The organism is Pseudomonas putida (genome assembly GCF_025905425.1).
In the GTDB taxonomy this organism is placed as follows: domain Bacteria; phylum Pseudomonadota; class Gammaproteobacteria; order Pseudomonadales; family Pseudomonadaceae; genus Aquipseudomonas; species Aquipseudomonas putida_AF.
The window spans coordinates 3,945,092-3,970,645 of the sequence record NZ_CP109603.1; the positions used below are offsets into that span (position 1 = coordinate 3,945,092).

Sequence of the window (25,554 nt, forward strand, 5' to 3'; positions counted from 1 at the left end):
TGCTGCGCAGCTTATCAGTCTGGGATCAGGGTTTGCGCCTTTTCACACGCCACGATCAACCCGAAAACCACTGCCCCAGCAGCCGCCGCGCTTCCTGCGAGCCCTGCGCTGCAGCCAGCTCCAACCAGTAGCGGGCCTGGTCCGGCTCGTTGGCCTGGCACAGCCGGGCATACTCCAGCTGCGCACGCCGATCACCGGCGCGGGCAGCCTGGCGCAGCAATTCGTGGCCGATACGCCGATCCCGGGCGTTGCCACAATCCCGGCACAGCATCTGCCCCAGCCGGCTTTGGGCCACCACCACGCCCTGGCGTGCCGGTTGTTTCAGCAAGCGCCCAGCCAGGTGCTTGACCTGAGGCTTGTCACCCAGGCGCGGGCTGTCGAGCAGCCACAGGGCCACTTTCAGGGAAAAGCGTTTGGGTGGGGGCGCTGACGAGGGATCAACAGGGTTGGCGAGGTGTTTACCGCGAAACTTCATGAGCAACAGGAAAAGGCAACTCGAAAGGCGCGCCACTCTACTCCATTTTTCCCGGCATGACCTGTCGATTTCCGGAGGATTGAAAAATAATTTCGATGATCTTTTCTTGACGTTTTCGAGTGGATGACCAACCGGTCTACGGGCGCCCGAAGATTGTCCGACAGTTCTCCGGTTTGCTGGCACGCCCGTCCTAGAGCAAGCGCTCCGGACAATCCACAGTTCCTGTGGATAACTCGGTGGACAACCCCCTCCAGGGGACCTAAAACCCCCGTGATTTGGGGCCTCCAGTCAAACTGTCGATTTTTTCACCAGCAAAAATTAGTGTTTTTTTTCATTGACTTAACCCCCCAGTCAAGGCATTGGCGAGGCTATCGAAGCCTGTTGCGGCCGCGTTACAGCTTGCGCGCCAAATGTGAACAAGTGCATCGCAAGACCTCGTTTGAATGCACAAAACGAGTACATCTCCGTCGATGCCAGCCTTTTGCCCCTCTTCCCAGCCCGCGAAAGAAGCGCCATACTGCTCGGCTAACCTGGCCAGTTGCAGCAACACTTGCCAAGCTGCTTTTTTTTCGGTATGGTGCCCCTCGTTAGTACCAAGCTGAAAGTCAATTCAGGCAGAAGCGTCCTTGCAGCGTTGCTCCCCCCAAGAGCAGACACTGCTGAAACCAGGACCGGCCACACTCGATGATTCCCTCGCCAGCCATACGCTGCCCAAGCGCGAATCACCTAGCCAATTGATCAGGATTCCACCCCGACGGCCTAGAACCTTGGCCCCGGCGTGCTGCCTGCCCTCTGAAGTACCTACCAGTCAGCCCAAGCGCCCACCTTTGATTGCGCTCTCTCTGGCTGCTTTGTTCCAGTCAGGTTCGTTCGTCCCTTAATAAAGGCGTCACTGGAACGTTTCTATCATGCACGGATCATAACCTCCGTGTTTAAAGCAGGAACCTCCAACAATATGCAAACTCATCATCAAATTCAGGCTGCCATTGGCACCCTTTCCCAGGCCTTCTCGCCGCTGAAGTGCCTTATCGTTGCCCCTCGCAAGGGCAGCTTCAGCTTTACCCTGGTGGACGAACACGGCGTCGCCTGCCACACCGAACGCTTGTACCCCGAACAGTACAGCCGCAAGGAACCCCTGCAGGCAGTGATCGCCCGGACCCGCCAATCGCTCACCGCGTGAGTGGCGAATACCGCGGCATTCAGGCGCTGAATCACTGCTCGGGAAGCCTGCCTGATCGTTCTTGGCGTAATTGCCGCAAGGCATATAGCCCTGAACGTCAGGCAGCAATCGATTTAAAAACAGCTCTTTACACCACGATTATCACACTACACTTCAACTCGAGCGGTGCTAACCGCTTCCGGCGGGCCTGATCATTCACCAGCTGCCAAGCTCCAGCGCCCGTCCGGCCCTTACTTGCTCGAGGGCATCATGGGTATCGCGGCGAATGAATTGTGTCTGTATGTGATCCGACCAACCCTGGTCTACCTTAACCGTCACTGCCCTAGCGCCGAAGCGCTGTTACTGGGCATTGCCGCCAGCCAGTCGGCACTCGGCTCGGCCTTGCACGACCGACGTGGCCATGGCCTCTACCGCATCGGCGAAACGCGCCACCAGGCGCTCTGGGACGAGTACCTTGCTCGTGATCCCGACCTCGCCAGCCTGATCCGCGGCCTGGCCAGCCAACACGCCTTTCTCGGCGGCCCTCACCTGGAACTCACCGTAAACCTGCGCTATTCCACCGCCATTGCCTGGATGCTTGTGGAAGCACAATGTACAGCGCTGCCTGCAGCTGACGACTTGCTGGGGCTGGCGCGCATCTGGCGACAGGTTTTCCACCCTCAGGGGCGCCTACGCGACTTCACTCAAGCTTGGCATACCTGCATCGATCAGAGATTGCCACAGGCATCTTAGGAAGCGTCCTACAACTTTACCGGAAAAAATGGAATTTTGGTCGGATTGTCCTACAAAACCGCTCTATCTCCTGTGATTGAGGCTATAGCGCGGCGGGCAATTTGTTGGTAGCTTTTCGCCCCGGAGATCCCAAGGAGTTTCTAATAATGAAAAAAGTAATGCTCAAAACCTCCCTCGGCGTAGCCGTTGCGCTTGCTTCCAGCCAACTGCTCGCCAGCGGCTTTGCCCTGAACGAACAGAGCATCAGCAGCATGGGGACAGGTTTCGCGGGACGTTCTTCTTCTGCCGAAGATGCCAGCACCGTGTTTGGCAACCCAGCCGGCATGTCCCGCCTCAAGCGCGAACAAATCACCGTGGGCGGCGCCGCCGTCATCGCCAAGTCCGACATCTCGGGCCGTGGCAGCAACCTCGGGGGGGAAACCGACGGTGACATGGTGCCAGTCGTTGGCGTACCGATGGGTTACTACGTCAAGCCGATCGATGATCACTGGAGCGTCGGTTTCGGCGTCTACGTGCCCTTCGGCCTGGTCACCGACTACGGCAGCGACGATGCCGCCCGCTACTGGGGCAAAAAGAGCCACGTCGAAGTCGTCACCTTCCAGCCAACCGTCAGCTACGCCTTCAACGACAAGGTCTCGATCGGTTTCGGTCCAACCATCAACCGCATCAAGGGTGAGCTGGGTTCGAGCCTGATCAACCCGTTCACCCCTGGCCGCAACGACGGCGAAGTGAAGATCAAGGGCGATGACACCGCCGTGGGCTACAACATCGGCATCCTGGTACAGGCCACCGACAGCACCCGCGTCGGCCTGACCTATCACTCGATGGTCGACTACAAGCTCGAAGGCAAGACCCGCGTCAGCACCCCGTTGATCGGGCCGTTCAACGGCAACAAGTTCGATGCGACCCTGAAGATCAAGACGCCAGAGTCCGTCGACCTTTCGGTCACCCACGAACTCGACGACCAGTGGACCCTGTACGCAGGCAGCACCTGGACCCGCTGGAGCCGCCTGGAAGCCATCACCGTGCAGAACGATGTACCGGCGCCACTGGCAGGTTCGGCATTCCAGACCATCAGCGAAGAGCAGAACTGGCACGACACCTGGGCACACGCCATTGGCGCGTCCTACAAGGTCAACAAGGAGTGGGTGCTGCGCACCGGCTTCACCGTCGACCAGTCGCCAACCAACAACCACGACCGTTCACCGCGCATCCCGACGGGCGATCGCAAGGTGTTCAGCCTGGGCGCCGGTTGGAGCCCGAGCGAGGACATGACCATCGACGTGGCCTACTCCTACCTGTGGGAGGAAGACACCAAGGTCAACCAGGTCAGCGCGACCAAAGGCAGTTACCAGGCCAAGTACGAGAACAGCGCTCACGGCGTCGGTGCCTCCCTCACCTACCGCTTCTGAGTCAGCCTCGCACCTTAAAAACCGCCCTTGTGGCGGTTTTTTCACGTCTGGACCTCCCAGCTGTCACCCAGGCATTCACGCAGGTAGTCCATGAAGGCACGCACCTTCGCGGTCATGGCGAAACGATCGGCCACACACAGGTAGATGTCCATCGGCTCGGTCTGGGCATAGGCCTGGCCGGTGTCGCTGTATTCGAACAAGGGCACCAGTTCGCCCGAGGCCAGGTAAGGTCGAACGATAAACGCTGCCAGCCGGGTGATGCCGCCATCGTGAAGGGCCATCTGGGTCAGGGCATCGATATCGTCGCTGATCAGCACGGTGCCAAACTCTGCCTCGAAACGCATGCCGTCGCGCATGAAGCCCCAACGCAGGAAGCGGCCGTCGACCGGATAGCGGAACACCAGGCAGCGGTGCTCGCGCAAGGCCTCAGGCGTAGCAGGCACGCCGGCGCTTGCCAGGTAACCCGGCGAGGCGCAGCAGATGAACGGGATCCTGGCTATGTGCCTCGCCAGCAGGTGTTCCTCCAACTGCGGAGCAATGCGCAGGCTGACATCCACATCCTCACGCGCATGGTTGACCCGTCGATCAGTCATTACCAACTCTATCGAAAGTTGGGGATAACGGGCACTGAATGCCGGGATCAAGGGCGCCAGCACATGGCGGCCAAAGGCCGATGTCGATGCAATGCACAGGCGGCCCTGGGGCTCGCTGTCGGGCGTGGTAACAGCCAGCTCGGCCTGGGCAAGGTCACGCTCCACCTGCCTGACCCGCTCGTAGTAAAGCGTACCAGCAGGCGTTAGCGCCATGCTGCGCGTGGTGCGGCTAAGCAAACGCACCTGAAGATGCCCTTCAAGACGTGCGATGTTCTGGCTCACTGCCGCTGGGGTTAACCCCAGGTTGCGCGCACCTGCGGCGATGCTGCCAGCCTCGACCACCTTGATGAAGCTGCGGATGGCATTGAGCAGGTCCATGTCGAGCCCTTTGGATTCGTAAGAATCTCTTTATAAAGAACTCAATCACAGTGGTCTACAGCCCCGGCCTGGGTGATTGCTAACCTGCGCCTTCACTCATCATTCAGGAGCTTGCATGAACAACCTGTCCCAGGCCCGCAGCCGGCGCAAACTGCGCCCCAGTGCCACGCCCTACGTGTTCGCGTTTTACATGTCGTCGATCATGGCGTTGTTGATGTGCTTTGTAATCACAGCAGCCAATGCCGGCGTGAACCCGCAGTATCTGAGCAACGTGCTAAAGGCTTACCAACTGGCCATGCCGGTGGCGTTTGTCTGCGTGCTGATGGTCAGGCCGATGGTGGTGCGACTGGTGGCGATCACCGTTCACCCTCACTGAACAGGCACCTGCAGGCGTTACGGCTGCGACGCGATAGCCTTCTCGATCGCAGCCCGGAAGTCAGGATCATCCGGCTTGGTCAGGCTGGAGAAATTACCGATCACCTTGCCCTTGCGGTCCACCACATATTTGTAGAAGTTCCACTTCGGCGCACTGCTCTGGCTCGCCAGTTCGCTGAACAGTGGTATTGCATCCTTGCCACGCACGGGCTGAGCCTTGGTCATGGTGAAGGTCACCCCGTAATTGGCGTAGCAGACCTTGGCGATCTTCTCGCTATCGGCGTCTTCCTGCTTGAAATCATTAGAGGGTACACCGAGCATCTCCAAGCCCTGCTTGTGGTACTCCTTGTACGTTGCCTCAAGCCCCTCGAACTGCGGCGCAAACCCGCAATAGCTCGCCGTGTTGACCACCACCAGCGGCTTGCCGGCAAAGCGCTGGCACAGATCCACCTGCCCCTTGCCACGCAGTTCGGGCAGGCTGCCCTGCAACAAGGCCGGGCAATCCGCAGCCCAGCTCGACGTGGCAGCAAGCAGGGCCAGCAGAGGCACCGTCAACCAGTGTGCACGCATCGTTCGTTTCTCCCGCAAGACAATCCTTGAACTTGCAGGGTAGCGCTTAACAAACCCCCATGCCCAGCTGCATCAACGCCAGCCCACCCTTGTGCCACCCCCACCACACCAGCGCCAATAGCCCGATCGCGGCAGCGGCCAGCAACCCCTGAGCCAGGTAGCGGTTCATGCGGCCTGGGCCTGCAGGCGGGCGACCGGGCGTTCACGCACCGGCCAGTTGAGGGCAGCAGCCAGCAGGCTGAGCAGGATCGAGATCTGCCAGACCAGGTCGTAGCTGCCCGTACGCTCATACACCACCCCACCCAACCAGCCACCCAGGAAGGCGCCAACCTGGTGGAAGAGGAACACGATACCGCCCAGCATCGACAGGTTGCGCACGCCGAAGAGCGTCGCCACCGTGCCGTTGGTCAGCGGCACGGTGGAAAGCCACAGCAAGCCCATGGCGATGCCGAACACATAGGCACTGACCTGGGTCACAGGCGCCCACAGGAACAGCACGATCACCACCGCGCGCAACAGATAGAGCCCGGTGAGCAGCCGCGGCTTGGACATGCGCCCGCCCAGCCAACCCGCAGTGAAGGTGCCGACGATGTTGAACAGGCCGACCAGTGCCAGCACCGTGGTGCCCGTGGCGGCAGTAAGGTGCTGGTCAACCAGGTAGGCCGGCAGGTGCACACCGATGAACACCACCTGGAATCCACAGACGAAGAAACCCAGCGCCAACAACCAGAACCCCGAATGCGAGCAGGCTTCACGCAAGGCCTGGGCCAGGGTCTGCTCGGCGCCATGGCTGGGCAGCGGGCGGTCGCGCAGAAGGCCAACCAAGGGCACTATCAGCGCCACCACCAGGCCTAGTACCAGCAACGCGGCGGACCAGCCCAGCCACTCGATCAGGCCCAGCGTGCCTGGCAGCATGGCGAACTGGCCGAACGAACCGGCCGCACTGGCAATACCCATTGCCATACTACGTTTTTCCGCCGGCACGGCGCGCCCGACCACACCCAGGATGACCGAGAACGAGGTGCCGGAAAGGCCGATACCAATCAGCAGGCCAGCGCTCAACGACAATGACCAGGCGGAGTCGGCCAGCCCCATGAACATCAACCCGGCGGCGTACAGGATGCCGCCGATGATCACCACGCGCACCGCCCCCAGGCGGTCAGCCAAGGCGCCGGCGAACGGTTGCGCCAGCCCCCAGATGAGGTTCTGCAAGGCAATGGCGAAGGCAAACACGCCACGCCCCCAGCCAAAGTCGGCGCTCATCGGCCCTAAGAACAGGCCAAAGCCGTGCCGCACACCCAAGGACAACGCCAGAATCAGCGCTGCCCCCACCAGTACCCACCCGCTGGTTCGCCACACCGAAGTCATTGTCGTTATCTCCAGCACATCGCAAGGTTTTGCGGGTATATACCCGCTTAATGTCGTATCAAATCAGGCCAGTTGCTCCAGCAGACGCACCAACTCATCGCGCTGCCCCGCACCCAAACGCTCGACCAGCAGCCTCTGGGCCTGCTCCCATGCAGGGTAAGCCGCTTGCAGCAGCGCTTTGCCTGCCTCGGTCAGCAGCACCACGCGGTTGCGCTGGTCGTCACCGCCAGCCAAGGCCACCAGGCCTTCGGCTTCCAGCACCCGCAGGTTGCGCCCCAAGGTACTGCGTTCCAGGCCCATGGCTTCGGCCAAGGTGGTGATGCTGGGGCGGTCGAGCCGCTGCAAGTGCCGCAACAGGGAAAACTGGGCGACATTGATGCCGAAGCCGACAAGGGCCTCGTCATAATGCCGGCTCACCCCACGGGCGGCACGGCGTAGATGGGTGCAGATGCATTCGCTGGTCAACATGGATACGTGTATATACCCGCGTCATGAGTGTTGCAAGAGATTTCATTCAGACACACGCTCGTCTTGCGCAACAGACGACACCTCATAGGCCTAATGCCAACCCCACCACCACCGTCAGCTCCAACAACTCCAGCATCGCTCCAGCGGTGTCACCGGTTGTTCCATCCAAACGTCGGCACATAATGTGCCTTAACCAGGCGAACACGCCCCCGGCTGCCACCAGCACCCAAGTCGCGCTCCAACCGCCAACTGCAATACACAAGGCGGTGCTACCAAGCAATACCCACTGGGCAGCAGACCGTGGCAGATGCTCGGCCAGTGCCTGCCCCAAGCCACCGGCCCTTACATAAGGCGTACAGAGGAACAGGCCAAGCATCGCAGCCCGTCCAACCACCGGCGCCAGCACCAGTTCAACACCCACGCCACGCTCGACCAGCACCCACAAGGCACAGAACTTCAGCAACAACACCAGCACCAAGGTCACCACGGCAATCGGCCCACTGCGCGGGTCCTTCATGATCCGCAGCGTGCGCTCACGGTCGCCGAAGCCACCGAGCCAGGCATCGGCGCTGTCGGCCAGCCCGTCCAGGTGCAGGGCGCCGCTGAGCAACACCCACAGGGTCAGCAGCAACGCCGCATGCAGGGCCGTGGGCGTACCGTGCATCAGATGGCTGGCCAGCCACAGCAGCAGGCCGAACAGCAGCCCCACCAGTGGGTAGCACAACAGCGAGCGGCCTACTTGCTGCGGTTCCGGCATGCCCGGCAAGCGCACCGGCAGGCTGCTTAGAAACTGCAGGGCAATCCAGAACGGCAGCATGTCAGTGCGCCTCGCCCAATTGGCCGTCGTCACGCAGCACCAGGCGCACCAGAGCACCGTGGGCAACTTCCACCTGGAGCAATTGCTCCCTGGGCAGGCCACGTGCACGGGCCAACAGCAGGCGCATCACCCCGCCGTGAGTGACCAGCAGCACGCGCTTGCCGGCATGTTGCTGGCCCAGGCGCTCGACGCCAGCCAGAACACGTTCGGCGAACGCACTGACCGGTTCACCGTTGGGCGGCGTATAGCCGTAAGGATCGGCCCAGAAGCGCCCCAAGGCGTCAGCCTGGTCTTCCATGATCTGCGCCGCACTGCGGCCTTCCCAGTCACCGAAGTGCAGCTCTTGCAGGGCGGCCTCACGCTGTACTGGCACGTGCAGCCTTGCCCCTAGTTCGTCGGCAAAACGTGCACAGCGCTGCAACGGCGAACTGACCAGCACCTCCCATGGGCCGGCCTCGGCGACGGCGCCACGCATTTGCGCCCAGCCTTTTTCAGTCAGGGCATCGTCAAGGCTGCCACGCAGCCCGCCCTGCTCCGTTTCGCCGTGGCGCAACAGGTCAAGGATCATGCCGGGCGGTCCGCCACTGCGGCTTCGGCAAACGTCGCCATCTGCCCGTGCAGTGCGCAGGCCTGGCGCAACAGCGGGACCGCCAGGGCGGCACCGCTGCCCTCGCCCAGGCGCAGGCCCAGCGCCAGCAACGGCTCGGCTTGCAGCGCTTCGAGCAGGGCCTTGTGCCCAGGCTCGGCGCCCTGGTGGGCAAACAGCAACCATGCCCGGCTCTGCGGATTGAGGCGCACGGCCACCAGCGCGGCGACAGTGCAGATGAAACCGTCCACCAGCACCGCGACACCCTGTTGCGCACACGCGATGTAAGCACCAACCAGGGCGGCGATCTCGAAACCACCGACGCACGCCAGCGCCTGCAACGGGTCGTCAGCACGCAGGCCATGCACGATCAGCGCACGCTCGATGACTTCAGCCTTGTGCCGCACACCGGCGTTGTCCAGGCCAGTGCCAGGGCCGCTCAACTCACGGGCCGGGCAGCCCAGCAGGGTGCTGGCCAACGCGGCGGCAGCGGTGGTGTTACCGATGCCCATCTCGCCACCGATGAACAACTGCGCACCCTGTTCGGCAGCCCTCTGGGCGCTGTCACGGCCGGCCTGCAAGGCGGCCTGCAGTTGGCGCTCGGTCATCGCCGGCTGGCGGGCGAAGTTGGCGGTGCCGGCGCCCAGGCGTAGATGCCGCACGCCAGGCAGCGCCAGAGCAAGGTCAATGGTGCCGAGGTCAACCACTTCAAGGCTGGCTTGCAGCTGCCGCGCCAGCACGCTAATCGCCGCACCGCCACCCACAAAGTTGCGCAGCATTTGCCCGGTCACGGCTTGCGGGTAGGCCGAAATGCCCTCCTCAACCACGCCGTGGTCACCGGCGAAAATTGTGATCGCCAGTTGGTCCACCACGGGCCGCTCACGGCCTTGCAGGCCCGCCAGGTGCACGGCCAGGCCTTCCAGCTGGCCGAGCGAACCTGCAGGTTTGGTCAGCTGTTGCTGACGGGCGCGGGCCTGGTCCATGGCGGCGTTGTCGAGAGGTTGGCAGGCGTCACGCCACCAGGCTTGAGTCATAGTGCAGGTCCTTTGAGCATAAGGGGCAGGCCAGCCACGGTCAGCACCACACGCTGACAGCGTACGGCCACGGCCTGGTGCAACCAGCCGGCCTGGTCAACATAGCGCCGGGTCAGTTCACCCATGGGTACCACGCCCAAGCCGGTTTCGTTACTGACCAGGATAACGGTGCCCGGCAACTGCTCAAGGCAGTCGAGCAGCGCATCGCGCTCCTCGGCCAGGCGCTGCTCGTTATCGAGCATCAACAGGTTGGTCAGCCACAGGGTCAGGCAATCCACCAACAGGCAGCGCCCTTCGGCGGCTTCGCGGCGCAGCACCGTGGCCAGCGCCAGAGGTTCTTCGATAAGCCCCCACTCAGCGGGCCGGCGCTGACGATGCAGGCGCACGCGTTCGTTCATTTCACCGTCCAGCGGCTCGCTGGTGGCGATGTAGGTCACGGGCAGGCCGCTGTCGCTGGCCAACTGTTCGGCCAGGCGGCTCTTGCCGGAGCGAGCGCCTCCGAGGATCAGGTTGCGCATCTCAGGCGACTCCACACAGGGTGCGCAGGTGCGCGGTGTCCAGGTGTTTTTCCACCAGGTCCGCCAGGCGTTCGATATCACGCTCGCGCAGGGCCTGGTAATCGATGGTCTGTGCATCGGCCAGCCCCGCCCAGCGCAACAGCGCGGCGCACGACTGGCTGCCTTCGAACAGGCCATGCAGGTAGGTGGCGAAAATCTGCCCGTCGGCGCTGATGGCGCCGTCGCAGCGGCCATCGTCCAGCTGCACGGCGGGGCACTCCAGGGCCGGGCCCTGAGTGACGCCGGCATGAATCTCGTAGCCGCAAACCGGCGCGTGCTCCAGGGTCACAGTACCTGCGACGTTGCGCAGTTGCTTGTCGGCCTCCAGCACCGTGGCGTAATCCAATAGCCCCAGCCCAGGGCTGGAGCCCGCCGGCCCTTCCAGGCCCAGCGGGTCGTGCACGTCAGTACCCAGCATCTGCAGGCCGCCGCAGATGCCAATGAGCTTGCCGCCATAGCGCAGGTGGCGGGCAATGGCAGTATCCCAGCCACGCTCGCGCAGTTGCGCCAGGTCGCCACGCACGCTTTTCGAACCGGGCAGGATGATCAGGTCGGCAGGCGGTATCGACTGGCCCGGCCCGATGAACTGCAGATCCACCTGCGGGTGCAGGCGCAGCGGGTCGAAGTCGGTGTGGTTGCTGATGCGCGGCAACACCGGGACGATCACCTTCAATACGCGTTCACCCTTGGCCACCTGGCGCACATCGATGCCGTCCTCGGCCTCCAGGTGCAGGTCGGTGACATACGGCAACACACCCAGCACTGGCTTGCCGGTGCGCGCTTCCAGCCAGTCCAGCCCAGGCTGCAGCAAGGCGATGTCACCGCGAAAGCGATTGATGACGAAGCCTTTGACCCGCGCCTGCTCACTCGGCGAGAGCAATTCGAGCGTGCCCACAAGGTGAGCGAAAACCCCGCCGCGATTGATATCGGCCACCAGAATCACCGGGCAGTCCACCGCCTCGGCAAAGCCCATGTTGGCGATGTCGCCGGCACGCAGGTTGATCTCCGCCGGCGAGCCTGCGCCTTCGACCATGACTACTGGGTACGCGGCGCTCAGGCGCTGGTGCGAGGCCAGCACCGCCTGCATGGCGATGGCCTTGTAGTCGTGATAGGCCACTGCATTCATGCTGGTGACCGCGCGCCCGTGGATAATCACCTGGGCGCCGGTGTCGCTGTTGGGTTTGAGCAGCACCGGGTTCATGTCGGTGTGCGGCGCCAGTCGGCACGCTTGGGCCTGCACGGCCTGGGCCCGGCCAATTTCGCCACCGTCGGCGGTCACCGCACTGTTCAGTGCCATGTTCTGCGGCTTGAACGGCACCACGCCGACCCCCTGGCGCAACAGCCAACGGCACAGCGCGGTGACCAGCGTGCTCTTGCCGGCATCGGAGGTGGTGCCTTGCACCATGAGCGTGGTCATGCCGTTTCCTTTTGATAGTCCGCCAGCGCCTGAGCCAGGCGCTGTTCGTCTGCCCTACAGGCAGGCAACCCCAGGCGCACAGCCGCTGGCCGCTCGAACAGGCGCACCAGGATGCCGCGCCGGGCCAGAAAGTCATGCAGGTGCGCGGCGCGTTCGCTGCGCACGTACTGGAACAGGTCGCAGCCGCCGCTCGGGGCCAGGCCGGTACTGCGCAGCAGCGCGGCGAGCCGCTGGCTACTGGCGGCGCAGCGTTCGATCTGCGACTGATGGGCGGTGTGGTCGGCAAAACAGGCCTGGGCCAGCACCCGCGTCGGCCCACTGACTGTCCAGGGGCCGAGCAGCTCTGCCAGGCGCTGCAACAGGCTGGGTTCAGCCGCGACGAAACCCAGCCGTACCCCGGCCAGGCCAAAGAACTTGCCGAACGAACGCAGCACGATAAACCCAGGCTTTTCGGTGCACTCGACCACGCTGTGAACGGGGGTGTTGTCCATGAACGCTTCGTCGACCAGCAGCCAGCCGCCACGGGCCGCCAAGCGGCCATGCCAGTCGAGCAGACGCTCGCGGCTGACCTGGCGGCCGGTCGGGTTGTTGGGGTTGACCAGCACCAGCACATCGAGGCTGTCGAGCACGCCTTCGACCTCGGTTTCATCCAGTTCGACCAGCTGATGCCCGGCCCGCTGCCAGGCGTGCGGGTGCTCGGCGTAGCAAGGGGTCAGCACCCCGACCCGGCCAGCCGGACGCAGCAACGGCAAGGCCTGGATCGCCGCCTGCGAGCCGGCTACCGGCAGTAGCTGGCGAGTGCCGTAATACTGCCGGGCGGCTTCTTCCAGACCGTCTTCGGTCTCTGGCAGGCGCGCCCAGGCGTCGAGTGGAATGGGCGGGATCGAGTAAGGCCAGGGGGCAATGCCACTGGACAGGTCGAGCCAATGTTCCCGCGCGATACCGTATTGATGCACCGCACGCAGTAGACGACCACCGTGTTCAAGCATTGCAGTAGGCTCCCAGGCAAATCAGCAGCACCCACAGCCACACACCCCGCTGCACCAGGCTCCAGCCGCGCTCGATGGCGTCGGCATCGGCCATCGGCCCTTCGCCCAGGCGCGGCCGCTCGTGCAGCTCACCGTGATACACCGCCGGGCCGCCAAGCTCGACCGCCAGCGCGCCGGCACCCGCCGCCATCACCGGGCCTGCGTTGGGGCTGTCCCACAGTGGCCCCTGATTGCGCCAGCAGGCCAGGGCCAGGCGGGTCTTGCCGAGCAGCGCGTAGGTCAGCGCCACCAGCCTTGCGGGAATATAGTTAAGAACATCGTCGATGCGCGCCGCGCACCAGCCGAACCGTTCGAAACGTTCGTTGCGATAGCCCCACATGGCATCCAAGGTATTGCTCAGCCGGTACAACACCACGCCGGGCGCGCCAGCCACGACAAACCAGAACAGCGCGGCGAACACCGCATCACTGCCGTTTTCCAGCACCGACTCGGTAGCCGCCCTGGCCACGGCGGGCTCGTCCAGCTCGCGGGTTTCGCGACTAACCAGGTAGCCTACCCGCCGCCGCGCCTCTTCCAGGTCGCCCTGGCGCAACGCGTTGGCCACCGGCAGCACGTGCTCGCCAAGGCTACGCAGCCCCAGGGCGCAGTACAGCGCCAGCACATCCACCAGCCAGCCGATGTACGGCAACCACGACAGGATCAGTGCGACCAGGGTCAACGGCACCACGGCGAGGAACCAGGCGCTCACCCCATGGCTGCGCCAACCGCGCCCTCCGGCATTCAGCCGGCGTTCCAGGTTGGCGGCCATGTTGCCGAAGGCCACCAGCGGATGACGCCGTTGCGGCTCGCCCAGCAAGGCATCCAGGGCCACCCCGGCCACGGTCAGCAAGGCAACGCTCATGGCCGCTCTCCCCATTGGTCGTGATACAGCAGGTCACTCAAGGGGCGCTCTTGGGCCCAGTTTTCCATCACCAGCATCGGTGCCGGATAGAATTCGGTCACAGGCCCCAGGCACAGCACGGCCACAGGCTTTGCCCCGCCAGGCATGCCTAGCAGTTCCCCCAGTGCCACGGGGTCGAACAGTGACACCCAGCCCATCCCCAAGCCTTCGGCACGCGCCGCCAGCCACAGGTTCTGGATGGCGCAGGCCAAGGAGGCGAGGTCCATTTCCGGCAAGGTGCGACGGCCAAAAATGTGCGACTCGCGCTGGTCCATCAGGGCGGCCACCAGCACTTCGGCGCAATCGTTGATGCCTTCGACCTTGAGGGTCATGAATTCATCGGCCCGTTCGCCCAGGGCATCGGCGGTGCGTACCCGCTCCTGCTCGACCAGTGCCTGGATGCGCGCACGTAGGCCACGCTGGGTGATGCGGATGAAACGCCAGGGCTGCATCAGCCCCACGCTCGGTGCCTGATGTGCTGCGGCCAACAGGCGGCCGAGCAGCGCTGGGGCCACCTCGCCACCGGCAAAATGCCGCATGTCGCGGCGCTCGCCGATGGCCCGGTAGAGCGCGGCGCGCTCGGCGTCGCTGAAAGCGTGCTCGCTCATGGTCGCAACAGCGCCGCCGCCGCGTCAGGGTTGGAGGGGAAGTAGAAGTGCACGTAGGAAGCTGTCAGGCGCCCCAGGCGATAGACCGCCTCGTTGCCGCGCCCGCCGTTGGGGCTCAGGCCGCGAGCGATCGGCGTCAGATCGGTGCTGGTCAGGGAGTGGTGGTAGGTATGGCCGCGCAGGGTGCCTTCCGGCAGCTCTACCGCCTGCAGCGCCAGGGCCGCCAGGCGTTTCTGCATGGTCGCCTCGCCCGCCAGCAGGCCTAGCAGCTCAGCACGCTCACCCGCCACGTCGGTCAGTGCGTCGAGCAGGTAGAGCATGCCGCCACACTCAGCCAGCAATGGCTTGCCTTGCGCATGATGGTCACGGATCGCCGCGCACATTGGCGTATTGGCCGCCAGCGCGTGGTGGTGCAACTCGGGGTAACCACCTGGCAAGTACAGGCTGTCCACGGCTGGCAATTCACGGTCGTGCAACGGCGAGAAAAACACCAGCTCTGCCCCCAGGTTGTTCAGGAGGTCGAGGTTGGCACCATAAGTAAAAGCAAACGCCTCGTCCCGAGCCACGCCAATGCGTACACCGGCCAATGAAGCGTAGGCCGGCTGCGGTTCAGGCTCGGCAAACGCCACAGGCGGTGGTAACGCAGCATCGCAACTGGCGCCCAACGCCTCGGCCGCGGCATCCAGGCGGGCATCCAGGTCGTTCAGTTCACTGGCCTGGACCAAGCCCAGGTGGCGGCTGGGCAGTTCGATACCGCGCTCACGCGACAGACCGCCGTACCAGCGCAACCCCTCGGTCAGGCTGCCTTCGAGCAGTTGCGCATGGCGCAGGCTGCCGACCCGGTTGGCCAGCACACCGGCGAACGGCAGGTCGGCCTGGTAGCGCGCCAGCCCCAGGGCCAGGGCTCCGAAGGTCTGGGCCATGGCCGTGCCGTCAATCACCGCCAGCACCGGCACGCCGAAGTGGCGCGCCAGGTCGGCGCTCGACGGGGTACCGTCGAACAGCCCCATGACCCCTTCGATCAGGATCAGGTCGGCCTCCCCGGCTGCGTCCCACAGCAGGCGGCGGCTTTCCTGCGCGCCGATCATCCACAGGTCGAGCTGGTAGACCGGCGCACCGCTGGCACGCTCCAGGATCATCGGGTCGAGAAAATCAGGCCCACACTTGAACACCCGCACCTTGCGCCCGAGGTTGCGGTGCAGGCGGGCCAAGGCCGCGGTAACGGTGGTCTTGCCCTGGCCGGAAGCCGGCGCCGCGATCAGTACGGCCGGGCAATGTCGCAGCTCACTCACAATTCAACGCCCTTTTGCGCACGGATACCCGCTTGGAATGCGTGCTTGAGCATGCCCATCTCGGTGACCGTATCGGCCAGCTCGATCATTTCGGGCTTGGCGGCGCGGCCGGTGACGATCACATGCTGCATCGGCGGGCGGGCCTGGATGTCGCTAAGCACCTGGTCGAGGTCGAGGTAGCCATGCTTGAGGGCGATGTTCAATTCATCGAGCACCACGAACTGCACCGTCGGGTCCTGCAGTAGCTGGCGCGAAACCGCCCAGGCGGCTTCGGCGGCGGCGATGTCGCGCTGGCGGTCCTGGGTCTCCCAGGTAAAACCTTCGCCCATCACGTGATAGCGCACCTGCTCGGGGAAGCGCCGGAAGAACAGCTCTTCACCGGTGCTGTTGCGGCCTTTGATGAACTGCACCACGCCGCACTGCATGCCATGGCCCAGGGCGCGGGCGAGCATGCCGAAGGCCGAGCTGCTCTTGCCCTTGCCATTGCCGGTCAGCACCAACAACAGGCCGCATTCATTGGGGGAATTGGCGATGCGTTCGTCGATGATCGCCTTTTTGCGCTGCATGCGCGCCAGGTGGCGTTCGTCGCGTTCGGTGGGTTCGCTCATCAGGGGTCTCCGCAGGCTGAGGCCACGCGAAGCGCAGCGACAGGTCGATAGGCAGGCAGACGGAGAGCGCGCAGGAGCCGCGGCCAGACGCCACGGTGCACCGCGCATCACCCTCCGTGATGCCGTTGGCTGTATCAGGCCGGTCTCCGGGCTTGTGAGCGGGCCTTGGCCCCGGCCTGCGCGCCTTCCCGGATGCTGGCATCCAGTGGCTGTGCGCGACCTTTGACTCACCTACCGTTGCGGGGGCAGCGCCGGAATCGCACCTTGGCAGGCGCCCACCGGCTTCCCAGTTTCACCCTGCACAGTCGAGGCCGGCAGGGCACCTGAAACACGCGCGAAGGTTAGAGGGTTGGGGCGGGAGCGTCAATCGAACACGCTTGCCTTCTGAGCAGTGGCAGTGCACCTATCGAGCGCCGCCCCCTGAGCCTGGAATAGCCCAACGGAGCGGCGCTCGCGGCTTCAAGCGGGAAAGAAGCGCTGTACCAGTCCCGGTGTTCGAATCTGTTCACGATAAGCCGCCATGTCGAAGGCAAGCCCGGTACGCAAATCGTATACCGGCCCCAAAGCAGGCTTGATCGTCTGCTTCAAGGTGACCTTGATGAAGCGATAGTACTCACCATAGACCTGCTGCAAGGCATCGATGCGAAAGTAATTACCCGGTAGGAACAGCGTTTCGGCCTCTTCCGGGAAAGACGAAAAGGCGCTGACCGGTGTCGCGCCGTGGTACTCACCTGCAGGGAGTTCGAACACTACCGAACTGTCATCAAATAGCCCAGGCAGGCCTCCTGGCACGTTCGGGTAAGGCAAGCAGGCGAACTCTGTAGCCATGTAAGGGTTCTCGGTAAACGAGGTAAAGTCGGTATTGACCAGCACATCGCCAACCTGCAGCTCACCGCGTCGATAACCTTCACCGCCGGTACCCCGAGAACGATGGCCACCCCGGTAAAGCCTGACCTGGTTGCTTTTGGGCAACTGTTCGAGGCTATCGGCCAGGTCGACGATGTAGTCATCCTCATCACCATATCGATAGCTCCCGGAACGGAACACATCGTTCACCTTCGACTCATCGCTGGTGTAGTAGTCAATCACCGCATTGAAGTACTCAGGCCCATAGCGGTAGGAATAGTGCGTGCGCCCCGCGATTTTCACGCAATCCAGGTTTCGCACATCGAGGTCCGGCGCCCGCCCGCGTGGCAGCTCAGCGATTGGCCAGGATTTCAACAAGCCCTTCTGCCGCTCCAGCGCAAAACCGGACAGCTTCTTGCTTTGCACAGCGTTCGCCTGCGTGTAGGTATCCCAGAACGGTGAAACCAAGCTCTGCATACCCTCCACTGTCGGGGGAGCACCGCCGAGCAAGCGTGGGGGTGCCAGCAGTTCCCATTCGCCCGCTTCGTTCAAGCGCACAGGGTGCAGCGGACTGAAAGCGAACGGATTATCCGCCGACACCACCAGCCACACCGCCAACCCATGGCTGTAACGCACGCGGTAAGGCAGGCCCTGCAGGGTGATCCAGCAACTGCCATCGTCATTGACCTGAATACCACGCAAGCGGCCTGCTTGGTCCGGCTCGCCAATGAGCACGGTATTGGCGTCGCGCACCTCCACGGGCAGGGTCGACGCATCCGCCCATTGCCAATGCTGGAGTGAAACGCCGGTTTCATGGGGCGGCGCCTCATAAGACAGGGAGGCAAAACTCGACTGAAAGCTGATATCCAGCAGGTTCATGCTCGCGAACACGCTTTCCAGCATTGCCGCGCGCAGCGCCTGCTTGCGGCTGCGCTCGTCAGTTGCATGCAGGGCTTCATCCACATCGAGTGCCACCTTGCCAGCACTGGCACCGAGCAGCATGAGAGAAAGGGGCCAGCCCAAGGGCGCAAGGCCACCAAAGACCCCAAGAAAGGCCGACAGATAGCCACTGAGCATGCCTTTGCGCAAGCTGGCATTGTCCTGCATCAGCCGAGCATTACCTTGCATATCGAGCTTCGCTTGGTCGACCAGGTAGGTGAAAAGCTCCGAAGCCAGCGGCCTTTTGAACAAGGACAAGGCAATCAATGCGGCTTCATCCGAGCGGCTCCCAGCAATGCCTTGCAGGTGCACCCTGATCAGGCGCTTTGCGTCAGCATCGCGGTGGTTGCTGTGCGCGCCGCTGACAAACGCATCGAGCTTGGCGCTCGATTGCAGTTGCCAGCACAGCCAACTGGCCATCGCCGCCTCGGAATCGAAGCCTTGTAGCGCTTCGTCGGACCAGGGCATGAACGCCAGTACCCGGCCATCCGGTGCGACCAAACTGAACAGGCACCACCTGTCACCGTCACCGAAGACGTAGCGGTTGACCGTCAACACGCTACGCGTCGCCCCCTGCTGCAGCCCCGCCAGTGTTGGCAACGCTTCATTGGCTAATGTGTCGCTTATCATTGCCCGCAAGCGCTCCCAGTCGAGCAGCAAGATTTTGCCCCGGTTCAGCGCAGTAGCCGCCTGCCCTAGCAGATTGAACTTGGCAACAATGTGAAAATTGGCGCCATAGTTCGACCAATAACGCTCGACGTCAGCACGGTAGAGCACCGCGAAATCCAGCGCCCACAAGTCTTTTTGCACTTCACTGCCGAGCATGGGTACTTCATTGCGCTCATCAAAGGTTATTGCATGCGGCCCCTGACGGTAGAAACCACCGCGCAGGTCGAGTTCGTCGCTGGCGTCCTGGAAGTATGCATCGAATCGATTGATCACCAATTCGTCCAGCACCATGGACTTCTGGGGTGGCCCGCTGTGCTGCCAGCCGGTGAATGCCCGGGGGCTGGAGCTTTCGGTGTTGAACTGATGCCACCAAACGAACCGAGGGTCCATCGCCCTCCCCGTGTGCTTGAGCAGGAGACGCGCTGCATGCTTGCCGGCCAGCGCATACGGGTCAGGGAAATCATCTAAAATGGTACTCATCAGTTGTGCCAGAGGCGCGGCTGCGTCCATTGCTGCCAGGCTGCGGCGCGCTTTATCGTTGATATCGCCCATGCTCCACTCCAAACCTTGATTGTCGGGCAACCATCGTTGCTGCCTGAGCCCGCGCAGAGTGGTAGATGTGTGCCGCCGCAGGCTGAACCACTGCTGTTCAGCCGTGCTCTGAATAGTGAGAAAGCAACTTCGGAGCGCGGCGCACATGAAACGCATCGGTATCCTCTTACCCTGGGCGCTTGGCGCCTGCCTGGCGGGCTGTAGCGACACCGCCCACCTTGACGTGATGGATGGCAGCGGCCCCTCGCCGCAACTGCCCGCGCCCAACAAGACGCTGATCCCGACCGTCAACATCGCACCCGCCATCGGCTGGCCGGACGGCGGCAAACCCAAGGCAGCAACAGGCACACAAGTCAGGGCCTTCGCCGACAAGCTCGACCACCCGCGCTGGCTCTATGTACTGCCCAACGGCGACGTTCTGGTGGCCGAGACCAATGCACCAGCCAAGCCTGAAGATGGCAAAGGCATCCGTGGCTGGGTGATGGGCAAGGCGATGAAACGCGCCGGCGCTGGCGTGCCCAGCGCCAACCGCATCACCTTGCTGCGCGATGCCGACCATGATGGCGTCGCAGAAATACGCACAACCTTCATCGAAGGGCTCAATTCGCCCTTTGGCATGGCATTGGTGGGCAAGGACTTCTACGTCGCCGACACCGACAAGCTGCTGCGCTTTCACTACGAGCCTGGGGCCATGCAGATCCGCGATGACGGCCAGCAGGTGATCGAGCTGCCAGGCGGGCCGCTTAACCATCACTGGACCAAGAACGTGATCGCCAGCCCCGATGGCAAGAAGCTCTACGTGACAGTTGGCTCCAACAGCAATGTGGGGGAAAACGGCCTGGACAAGGAACAAGGGCGTGCGGCGATCTGGGAGGTGGACCCTGCGAGCGGCCAGCAGCGTTTGTTTGCCACCGGCCTGCGCAACCCTAACGGCCTGGCCTGGGAGCCACACAGCGGGGCGCTGTGGACGGCGGTCAACGAGCGTGACGAGATCGGTAGCGACCTGGTGCCGGACTACATCACGTCAGTCAAGGACGGCGGTTTCTATGGGTGGCCCTACAGCTATTACGGGCAACACGTCGACCAGCGCGTAGAACCGCAAGCCCCGCAGAAAGTCGCCCAGGCACTTGTGCCGGACTACGCAGTCGGCCCGCACACGGCATCGCTGGGGCTGACATTCGCTGAACCTGGCGTGTTGCCACCACCGTTCGGGCAAGGGGCATTCGTGGGCCAGCACGGGTCGTGGAATCGCAAGCCGCACAGTGGCTACAAAGTGATTTTTGTGCCGTTCAACACGGCAGGCGAACCTGCCGGCAAACCGGTCGACCTGCTGACGGGGTTCCTGAATACCGATGGCAAGGCCATGGGGCGTCCGGTAGGCGTGGCCAACGATCAGCGCGGTGGGCTGCTGGTGGCCGATGACGTGGGGAACGTCATCTGGCGAGTGAGCAAGGCCCGGTAGGCGCAGTACCTCAGGGGTTCTGCGCCAGGTGCCCCTGAACAATCACGCGCTTGGCTTGCAGATACGCTTTGGCCCAATAGCTGTTGGACAGGTAGTCCAGGCGCACCGTCCCACCCGTGGACGGTGCGTGCACAAAACGCCCCTCCCCCACGTAGATGCCGGCATGGCTGACCTGCGAGCCGCCACTGGTGGCAAAGAACACCAGGTCGCCCGATTGCAGCGCCTTCGCATCCACGGTCGGCGCGCGCATGACAATCATCTCCCGCGTCGAGCGCGGCAAACTGATGCCGGCGGCATCACGATAGACATACTTGATCAGGCCGCTGCAATCGAAACCGGAGTCGGGCGTATTGCCGCCCCATCGATAAGGCGTGCCCACCAGCCCGATCGCGCGGATCAACACGTCGTCGGCGATCGGCGAACCATCAGGCTGGCTGTAGGTAACCTTCGGCTGCTGAACCGTAGGAGCCGGCGCAGGGGCGCGACTGGAGCAGGCAGCAAGCAATGCCACCAGGGAAAGGAATGCGAAGCGCGCCATCATTGCCATGGCCAGAACATCCTGTCTGAGACCGCTGCGCTGCGGCCGAAAAGAGTTGAGAATTTAGATTAGACGCTTTCTGTAAATGCGCACGGCGGCGAGCTTTTTTCAAAGCATCGCCGCCGCGGCGGGGGTATTTCGTTTTGGTATCAGTTGCGCGCGATGTTAGTCGGCGCCATCGCCAAGGCACGCTTGGCTTCGATGAAGGTCTTGCTCCAGTAGCGATCACCGAGGCTGTCGATGCGCACGCCACCGCTGCGGCGGCTGCTGGAGTGGATGAACTGATTGTCACCCAGGTAGATACCGGCATGGCTGACGCGACCGCGGCCATTGGTGCTGAAGAACAGCAGGTCGCCTGGCTTGAGCTTGTTGCGGGCCACTTTCGGGGCATCGACGTTGATCATTTCGCGCGTCGAACGCGGCAAGGTCATGCCGGCTTCTTCGCGGAACAGGTAACCAATAAAGCCGCTGCAGTCGAAGCCGGACTTCTCCGAGGTACCACCGAAGCGGTAGCGGGTGCCGATCAGGGCCATGCCGCGCTCGAGAATGCTGTCAGCCAGAACCGGCAGCTGATAAGGCTTGCTGTTGCTGGAGAACGCCTCCAGGTCATCTTCAGTGGCCAGCTCTTCCGGTTCGCCGAATACGGACGAAGACGAGGCTTTGGCCTTGAACGCCGATTGTGCGGAGATCGGGGTGTGATCCTGGGGCTGGGATACCGGGCCTTGGGCCGCGCAGCCAAAAAGCAGGGTCACGAGTGCGAGGGGCACGAGGGGTGCGAAGCGCTTTAGCATGGGCACGACCGTGTCTGTAATCCTTTAGAGGGGTGAAACTATGCCCTCTATCATGGCCATTTGCAAATTTTATCGAAAAAGATGTGACTTTTTCGTTTTACCGCTCTGGCCCAGGATTTTCAGGGGCTTACCAGCCCAGGGTTTCCTTGAGAAAAGGAATGGTCAGCTTGCGCTGTGCCTGCAGCGAAGCCTGATCGAGGCGCTCGAGCAGATCGAACAGTGCGCTCATGCTGCGGGTACCGCGGGTCAGGATAAAGTGGCCGACCTCATCGGTGAGGTGCAGGCCACGGCGCGACGCACGCAGCTGCAGGGCACGCAGCTTGTCCTCATCGGACATGCCACGCATCTGGAAGATCAGCGCCAGGGTCAGCCGCGACTTGAGGTCGGCCAGCTTGATGGGCAATTCGCGGGGCGAGCTGGAGGCCGCCAGCAGCAAACGACGGCCACTGTCGCGCAGGCGGTTGAACAGGTGGAACATGGCCTCTTCCCAATCGGCCTTGCCGGCAATCACATGGAGGTCGTCGATGCACACCAGCTCGTATTGTTCGAGGTGATCGAGCAACTCGACACCGCGCTCGACCAACTGCGCCAACGGCAGGTAGACGGCGGGCTCGCCCAATTGCTGGAAACGGTGGGTGGCGGCCTGCAACAGGTGGGTGCGGCCAACACCCTGCTTGCCCCACAGGTAGATGAGGCTCTCGGTCCAGCCGGCGTCGGCTTCGCAAAGACGCTCGACGTAGCCCAATGCCGCGGCATTGGCGCCCGGATAGTAGTTGATGAAGGTGGCGTCATCGCGCAGGCGCACACCCAGGGGCAACTGGATCGGTGGTTTCATGCTCGCGGGTGGTCGCTGGGACCACAGGGGGCCTTTGCTGGACAGTGTGCAAAGTCTATACCCGCAACGCGGGCGGCACAATCAGGGAGCAGAAGAGCACAAGCAAAATCAACAGGTTGCGTCATGTTCTGGCTGCCCTGCCCGGCCAACTTACAGCTGCGGATCGACATCGGCGTCATACATGTCCGACTCTTTGTACAAATCATGCACATGCCGCAGCAGCACCATGATCACCGCCGCCACCGGCAGCGCCAGCAGCACACCGGTAAAGCCGAACAGTTCGCCGCCGGCAAGAATGGCGAAAATCACCGCCACCGGGTGCAGGCCGATGCGGTCACCCACCAGCAACGGCGTCAGCACCGTACCCTCAAGCACCTGGCCCACCATGAACACCGCAACGATGCCCAGCATCGGGTACAGGTCGCCACCGAACTGAAACAGCCCGGCAACCAACGCCGCGCCAATACCAATGATGAAGCCCATGTACGGCACAATGGCTGCCAACCCCGCCAGCATGCCTATCAACAGGCCAAGTTCGAGCCCCACCAGCATCAGCCCGGCCGAGTAGATGACGCCCAGCGCGAGCATCACCATCAGTTGGCCACGGACGAACGCGCCCAGCACTTCATGGCATTCTTCCGCCAACCCCACGACCTGCGACTCGCGCTGGCGTGGCAACAGGCTGCGCAGCTTGGCCATCATCAGGTCCCAGTCACGCAGCAGGTAGAAGCCCACCACCGGGATCAGTACCAGGTTGGCCAGCCAGCCGATCAAGGCCAGGCTCGAAGCGGTCGCCTGGGACAGTACGATGCCGACGATGTCGGTGGTCTGGCCCATGTGCTCGCCAATGGCGGCCTTGATCTTGTCGAACTTCCAGAAGCCATCGGCCAGGCCAAGGCGGTGCTGCACCCAAGGCAGCGCCACGTGCTGCAGCCAGTCAAGCATCTGCGGTGCCAGCTCGTACAGGCGCACCAGCTGCTTGGCCAGCATCGGCACCAGCACCAACAGCAAGGCCATGAACACCAGGGTGAAAAGGCTGAATACCACCACCACGCCCCAGGTACGAGACAGCCCCAAACGTTCCAGACGGTCAACCAGCGGGTCTGCCAGATAAGCCAGCAGAATGCCGATCAAAAAGGGGGTAAGGATGTTGTGCAGGCTATATAACAGCACGGCGATCAGCAGTGCCGCACCCAGCCAGATCCAACGGCGCATATCGGTCACGGTCGCTACTCCTTACCAGCGAAAACGCAGGCCGTCGAACGGCTTGGGCGCTGCGGGCTGCTCCGGGTTGACGCCAGGGGCAGGTGCCGGGGCCGCCGGAGCGACAGGGGCTGCCTCGACCGGTACTTCCTGCAGCTTGGCCAGGCCAAGCTGGGCACGCAATTGTTCGCGATTGGCAGTGACGCCGTAAGTCAGCGTGCTGCCTTCGGCCATCTTCAGCCGCGGGCCGCAAGGTTCAAGCACCCGGCTCAATTCGGCATAGCGCTGCAGGTTCATCCCCTGCACCTGAAGCTGCAGCTGGCTGCTGGCGCCCGGGCGGGTCACATAACGCGGCGCCAGGCGGCTGCTCACCGCCTGCATCACCGCGTCGGCCAAGGCAGCCTGGTCGGCGCCCTCGGCATTGCCCTGCTCGTGCTGGTCGCCCACCCACAACTGCCATTTGCCTTGCCATTTGCCCTCCGCCTCTTGGGCGTGGACCGCCAGCAAGGCATCCGCTGCGTAGCGTTCGGAGGCTTCGCGTAGCGGTTTTGGGTCATTGCCTTCGATTTGCTTGGCGTTGGCCACCAACTGCTCCTGCAGGTCGGCCAACGGCAGGCGCAATGGCAAGCCTCGGTGTTGGGCCGCACGACGCAGAGGCTGGGCAGCGGCCTGACCGTCACCCACCAGGTTGCTGCCCTCGACGCTGTCGTTGAGCCACCAGCCAAGGATCGACGGCCGGTTGCTGCCCCACAGGGCCAGGCCGGCCTTGCGCAGTGCACGCTCGGTACTGCCGGGGTCGAACTCGACCAGCACAGACTCGGGCGGGCCGGCTTCGGTGCCGACCTGATTGATGATTTGCTGCGGATCCTTGCGCAGTTCGGCCAATGCTGGGCTTTGCGCCGCCTTCGGGTCGCCGGTCAGGCGCTGGACCAAGGTTTCGAGGGCCTTGCCAGTGGCCTGAGTACGGGCTTCTGCGCCCTGGCCTTGGAGCGGCTCACGCACTTGATAAAGCCCGGAGACGGTTTCGGCTTGCGCGGTGACAGCCACCAGGGCAAGGCAACCTGCTGCCAGATAATTAAGAAAACGCATGAAGGATTCCTGTCCAGTCGAGCTTCAAGCCACAAGCTTCAAGCTGCAAGAAAAAAGCAGGCCGAGCACCCACCTGCAATGCCCGGCGCGTGAGGCTCGCTGTTTGCAGCTTATACAGAAGCAGCAGTATCAACCACCCGCATGGCTCGATCAGCGTTTTTCAGCAATTTACCGCCCTGCCCGTCGGCCTGAGGATGGCCGCTGCACGGCAACCCTGATAAAATCGCGCGC

Annotated in this window: 27 protein-coding genes and 1 riboswitch; of the genes, 5 read left to right on the forward strand and 22 right to left on the reverse strand. The window is 63.2% G+C overall.

The features are described 5' to 3' along the window. Positions 1–55: 55 nt before the first annotated feature. On the reverse strand, positions 56–475 hold the full coding sequence (locus OGV19_RS17550) for a tetratricopeptide repeat protein (protein ID WP_264313964.1): 420 nt from the start codon (positions 473–475) through the stop codon (positions 56–58). A 955-nt stretch (positions 476–1,430) separates the two neighbouring features. Between OGV19_RS17550 and OGV19_RS17555 the strand changes: the two genes are divergently transcribed. The 3 genes from OGV19_RS17555 to OGV19_RS17565 all read left to right on the forward strand — a co-directional run bounded on the left by OGV19_RS17555 (position 1,431) and on the right by OGV19_RS17565 (position 3,799). After that, a complete protein-coding gene (locus tag OGV19_RS17555) occupies positions 1,431–1,655 on the forward strand; it encodes a hypothetical protein (protein WP_264309910.1) in 225 nt (74 codons plus the stop codon). A gap of 249 nt (positions 1,656–1,904) precedes the next feature. Further along, positions 1,905–2,387: a hypothetical protein gene (locus OGV19_RS17560; protein ID WP_264309911.1), complete on the forward strand. Its 483-nt coding sequence runs from the start codon at positions 1,905–1,907 to the stop codon at positions 2,385–2,387. Between the two features lie 146 nt (positions 2,388–2,533). After that, on the forward strand, positions 2,534–3,799 hold the full coding sequence (locus OGV19_RS17565) for an OmpP1/FadL family transporter (protein WP_264309912.1): 1,266 nt from the start codon (positions 2,534–2,536) through the stop codon (positions 3,797–3,799). 41 nt (positions 3,800–3,840) lie between these two features. On the opposite strand, the gene OGV19_RS17570 is transcribed toward OGV19_RS17565, so the two are convergent. Further along, positions 3,841–4,770 carry a LysR family transcriptional regulator gene (locus tag OGV19_RS17570; protein WP_264309913.1) on the reverse strand — a complete coding sequence of 310 codons (930 nt, stop codon included), beginning with the start codon at positions 4,768–4,770 and terminating at the stop codon, positions 3,841–3,843. Between the two features lie 115 nt (positions 4,771–4,885). Between OGV19_RS17570 and OGV19_RS17575 the strand changes: the two genes are divergently transcribed. After that, positions 4,886–5,146 (forward strand): DUF2798 domain-containing protein, encoded by a 261-nt coding sequence (locus tag OGV19_RS17575; RefSeq protein ID WP_264309914.1) that lies wholly within the window; start codon positions 4,886–4,888, stop codon positions 5,144–5,146. A 17-nt stretch (positions 5,147–5,163) separates the two neighbouring features. Here OGV19_RS17575 and OGV19_RS17580 read toward each other — a convergent pair whose 3' ends face one another. The 15 genes from OGV19_RS17580 to OGV19_RS17650 all read right to left on the reverse strand — a co-directional run bounded on the left by OGV19_RS17580 (position 5,164) and on the right by OGV19_RS17650 (position 19,561). Beyond that, on the reverse strand, positions 5,164–5,715 hold the full coding sequence (locus tag OGV19_RS17580) for a glutathione peroxidase (protein ID WP_264309915.1): 552 nt from the start codon (positions 5,713–5,715) through the stop codon (positions 5,164–5,166). Positions 5,716–5,761: 46 nt separating this feature from the next. After that, the gene (locus tag OGV19_RS17585; RefSeq protein ID WP_264309916.1) at positions 5,762–5,884 is read right to left on the reverse strand and encodes a hypothetical protein; all 123 of its coding nucleotides are present in this window, start codon (positions 5,882–5,884) and stop codon (positions 5,762–5,764) included. Beyond that, positions 5,881–7,083 (reverse strand): MFS transporter, encoded by a 1,203-nt coding sequence (locus OGV19_RS17590; RefSeq protein ID WP_413470103.1) that lies wholly within the window; start codon positions 7,081–7,083, stop codon positions 5,881–5,883. The genes OGV19_RS17585 and OGV19_RS17590 overlap by 4 nt, the downstream gene beginning before the upstream one ends. Before the next feature lie 63 nt (positions 7,084–7,146). Further along, positions 7,147–7,551: a MarR family winged helix-turn-helix transcriptional regulator gene (locus tag OGV19_RS17595; protein ID WP_264309917.1), complete on the reverse strand. Its 405-nt coding sequence runs from the start codon at positions 7,549–7,551 to the stop codon at positions 7,147–7,149. A gap of 82 nt (positions 7,552–7,633) precedes the next feature. Continuing rightward, positions 7,634–8,368 carry an adenosylcobinamide-GDP ribazoletransferase gene (locus OGV19_RS17600; protein WP_264309918.1) on the reverse strand — a complete coding sequence of 245 codons (735 nt, stop codon included), beginning with the start codon at positions 8,366–8,368 and terminating at the stop codon, positions 7,634–7,636. Position 8,369: 1 nt separating this feature from the next. After that, on the reverse strand, positions 8,370–8,936 hold the full coding sequence (gene cobC, locus OGV19_RS17605) for an alpha-ribazole phosphatase family protein (RefSeq protein WP_264309919.1): 567 nt from the start codon (positions 8,934–8,936) through the stop codon (positions 8,370–8,372). Beyond that, a complete protein-coding gene (cobT, locus tag OGV19_RS17610) occupies positions 8,933–9,988 on the reverse strand; it encodes a nicotinate-nucleotide--dimethylbenzimidazole phosphoribosyltransferase (RefSeq protein ID WP_264309920.1) in 1,056 nt (351 codons plus the stop codon). Before cobT ends, cobC begins: the two co-directional genes overlap by 4 nt. Then, on the reverse strand, positions 9,985–10,506 hold the full coding sequence (gene cobU, locus OGV19_RS17615; protein WP_264309921.1) for a bifunctional adenosylcobinamide kinase/adenosylcobinamide-phosphate guanylyltransferase: 522 nt from the start codon (positions 10,504–10,506) through the stop codon (positions 9,985–9,987). Before cobU ends, cobT begins: the two co-directional genes overlap by 4 nt. Before the next feature lies 1 nt (position 10,507). Continuing rightward, a complete protein-coding gene (locus OGV19_RS17620) occupies positions 10,508–11,962 on the reverse strand; it encodes a cobyric acid synthase (RefSeq protein ID WP_264309922.1) in 1,455 nt (484 codons plus the stop codon). After that, entirely contained in the window at positions 11,959–12,951 is a 993-nt protein-coding gene (gene cobD, locus OGV19_RS17625) for a threonine-phosphate decarboxylase CobD (RefSeq protein WP_264309923.1), read from the reverse strand. Before cobD ends, OGV19_RS17620 begins: the two co-directional genes overlap by 4 nt. Further along, a complete protein-coding gene (gene cbiB, locus OGV19_RS17630) occupies positions 12,944–13,852 on the reverse strand; it encodes an adenosylcobinamide-phosphate synthase CbiB (protein WP_264309924.1) in 909 nt (302 codons plus the stop codon). Before cbiB ends, cobD begins: the two co-directional genes overlap by 8 nt. After that, complete coding sequence (bluB, locus tag OGV19_RS17635) at positions 13,849–14,499, reverse strand: 5,6-dimethylbenzimidazole synthase (protein WP_264309925.1); 651 nt, start codon at positions 14,497–14,499, stop codon at positions 13,849–13,851. Before bluB ends, cbiB begins: the two co-directional genes overlap by 4 nt. Beyond that, positions 14,496–15,791, reverse strand: a complete 1,296-nt coding sequence (locus OGV19_RS17640) for a cobyrinic acid a,c-diamide synthase CobB (RefSeq protein ID WP_264309926.1) — start codon at positions 15,789–15,791, stop codon at positions 14,496–14,498. The genes bluB and OGV19_RS17640 overlap by 4 nt, the downstream gene beginning before the upstream one ends. Further along, on the reverse strand, positions 15,788–16,399 hold the full coding sequence (cobO, locus tag OGV19_RS17645) for a cob(I)yrinic acid a,c-diamide adenosyltransferase (RefSeq protein WP_095064096.1): 612 nt from the start codon (positions 16,397–16,399) through the stop codon (positions 15,788–15,790). Before cobO ends, OGV19_RS17640 begins: the two co-directional genes overlap by 4 nt. A gap of 119 nt (positions 16,400–16,518) precedes the next feature. After that, positions 16,519–16,741, reverse strand: a riboswitch (cobalamin riboswitch). Positions 16,742–16,858: 117 nt separating this feature from the next. Then, complete coding sequence (locus OGV19_RS17650; protein WP_264313966.1) at positions 16,859–19,561, reverse strand: dermonecrotic toxin domain-containing protein; 2,703 nt, start codon at positions 19,559–19,561, stop codon at positions 16,859–16,861. On the opposite strand from OGV19_RS17650, the gene OGV19_RS17655 reads away from it, so the two are divergent. Continuing rightward, positions 19,551–20,867, forward strand: coding sequence for a PQQ-dependent sugar dehydrogenase (locus OGV19_RS17655; protein ID WP_264309927.1), 1,317 nt, complete (start codon positions 19,551–19,553; stop codon positions 20,865–20,867). The two genes, OGV19_RS17650 and OGV19_RS17655, sit on opposite strands and share 11 nt — an antisense overlap. 10 nt (positions 20,868–20,877) lie before the next feature. Here the strand turns inward: OGV19_RS17655 and OGV19_RS17660 are convergent, their stop codons facing one another. From OGV19_RS17660 to OGV19_RS17680, 5 genes are all read right to left on the reverse strand, one after another. Then, positions 20,878–21,414 carry a C40 family peptidase gene (locus OGV19_RS17660; RefSeq protein WP_264309928.1) on the reverse strand — a complete coding sequence of 179 codons (537 nt, stop codon included), beginning with the start codon at positions 21,412–21,414 and terminating at the stop codon, positions 20,878–20,880. Between the two features lie 140 nt (positions 21,415–21,554). Beyond that, positions 21,555–22,196 (reverse strand): C40 family peptidase, encoded by a 642-nt coding sequence (locus OGV19_RS17665; protein WP_264309929.1) that lies wholly within the window; start codon positions 22,194–22,196, stop codon positions 21,555–21,557. A 127-nt stretch (positions 22,197–22,323) separates the two neighbouring features. Then, positions 22,324–23,031 (reverse strand): DnaA regulatory inactivator Hda, encoded by a 708-nt coding sequence (gene hda, locus OGV19_RS17670; protein WP_264309930.1) that lies wholly within the window; start codon positions 23,029–23,031, stop codon positions 22,324–22,326. A gap of 150 nt (positions 23,032–23,181) precedes the next feature. Beyond that, the gene (locus OGV19_RS17675) at positions 23,182–24,255 is read right to left on the reverse strand and encodes an AI-2E family transporter (RefSeq protein ID WP_264309931.1); all 1,074 of its coding nucleotides are present in this window, start codon (positions 24,253–24,255) and stop codon (positions 23,182–23,184) included. Positions 24,256–24,267: 12 nt separating this feature from the next. Continuing rightward, entirely contained in the window at positions 24,268–25,323 is a 1,056-nt protein-coding gene (locus OGV19_RS17680; protein ID WP_264309932.1) for a DUF2066 domain-containing protein, read from the reverse strand. Between the last annotated feature and the right edge of the window lie 231 nt (positions 25,324–25,554).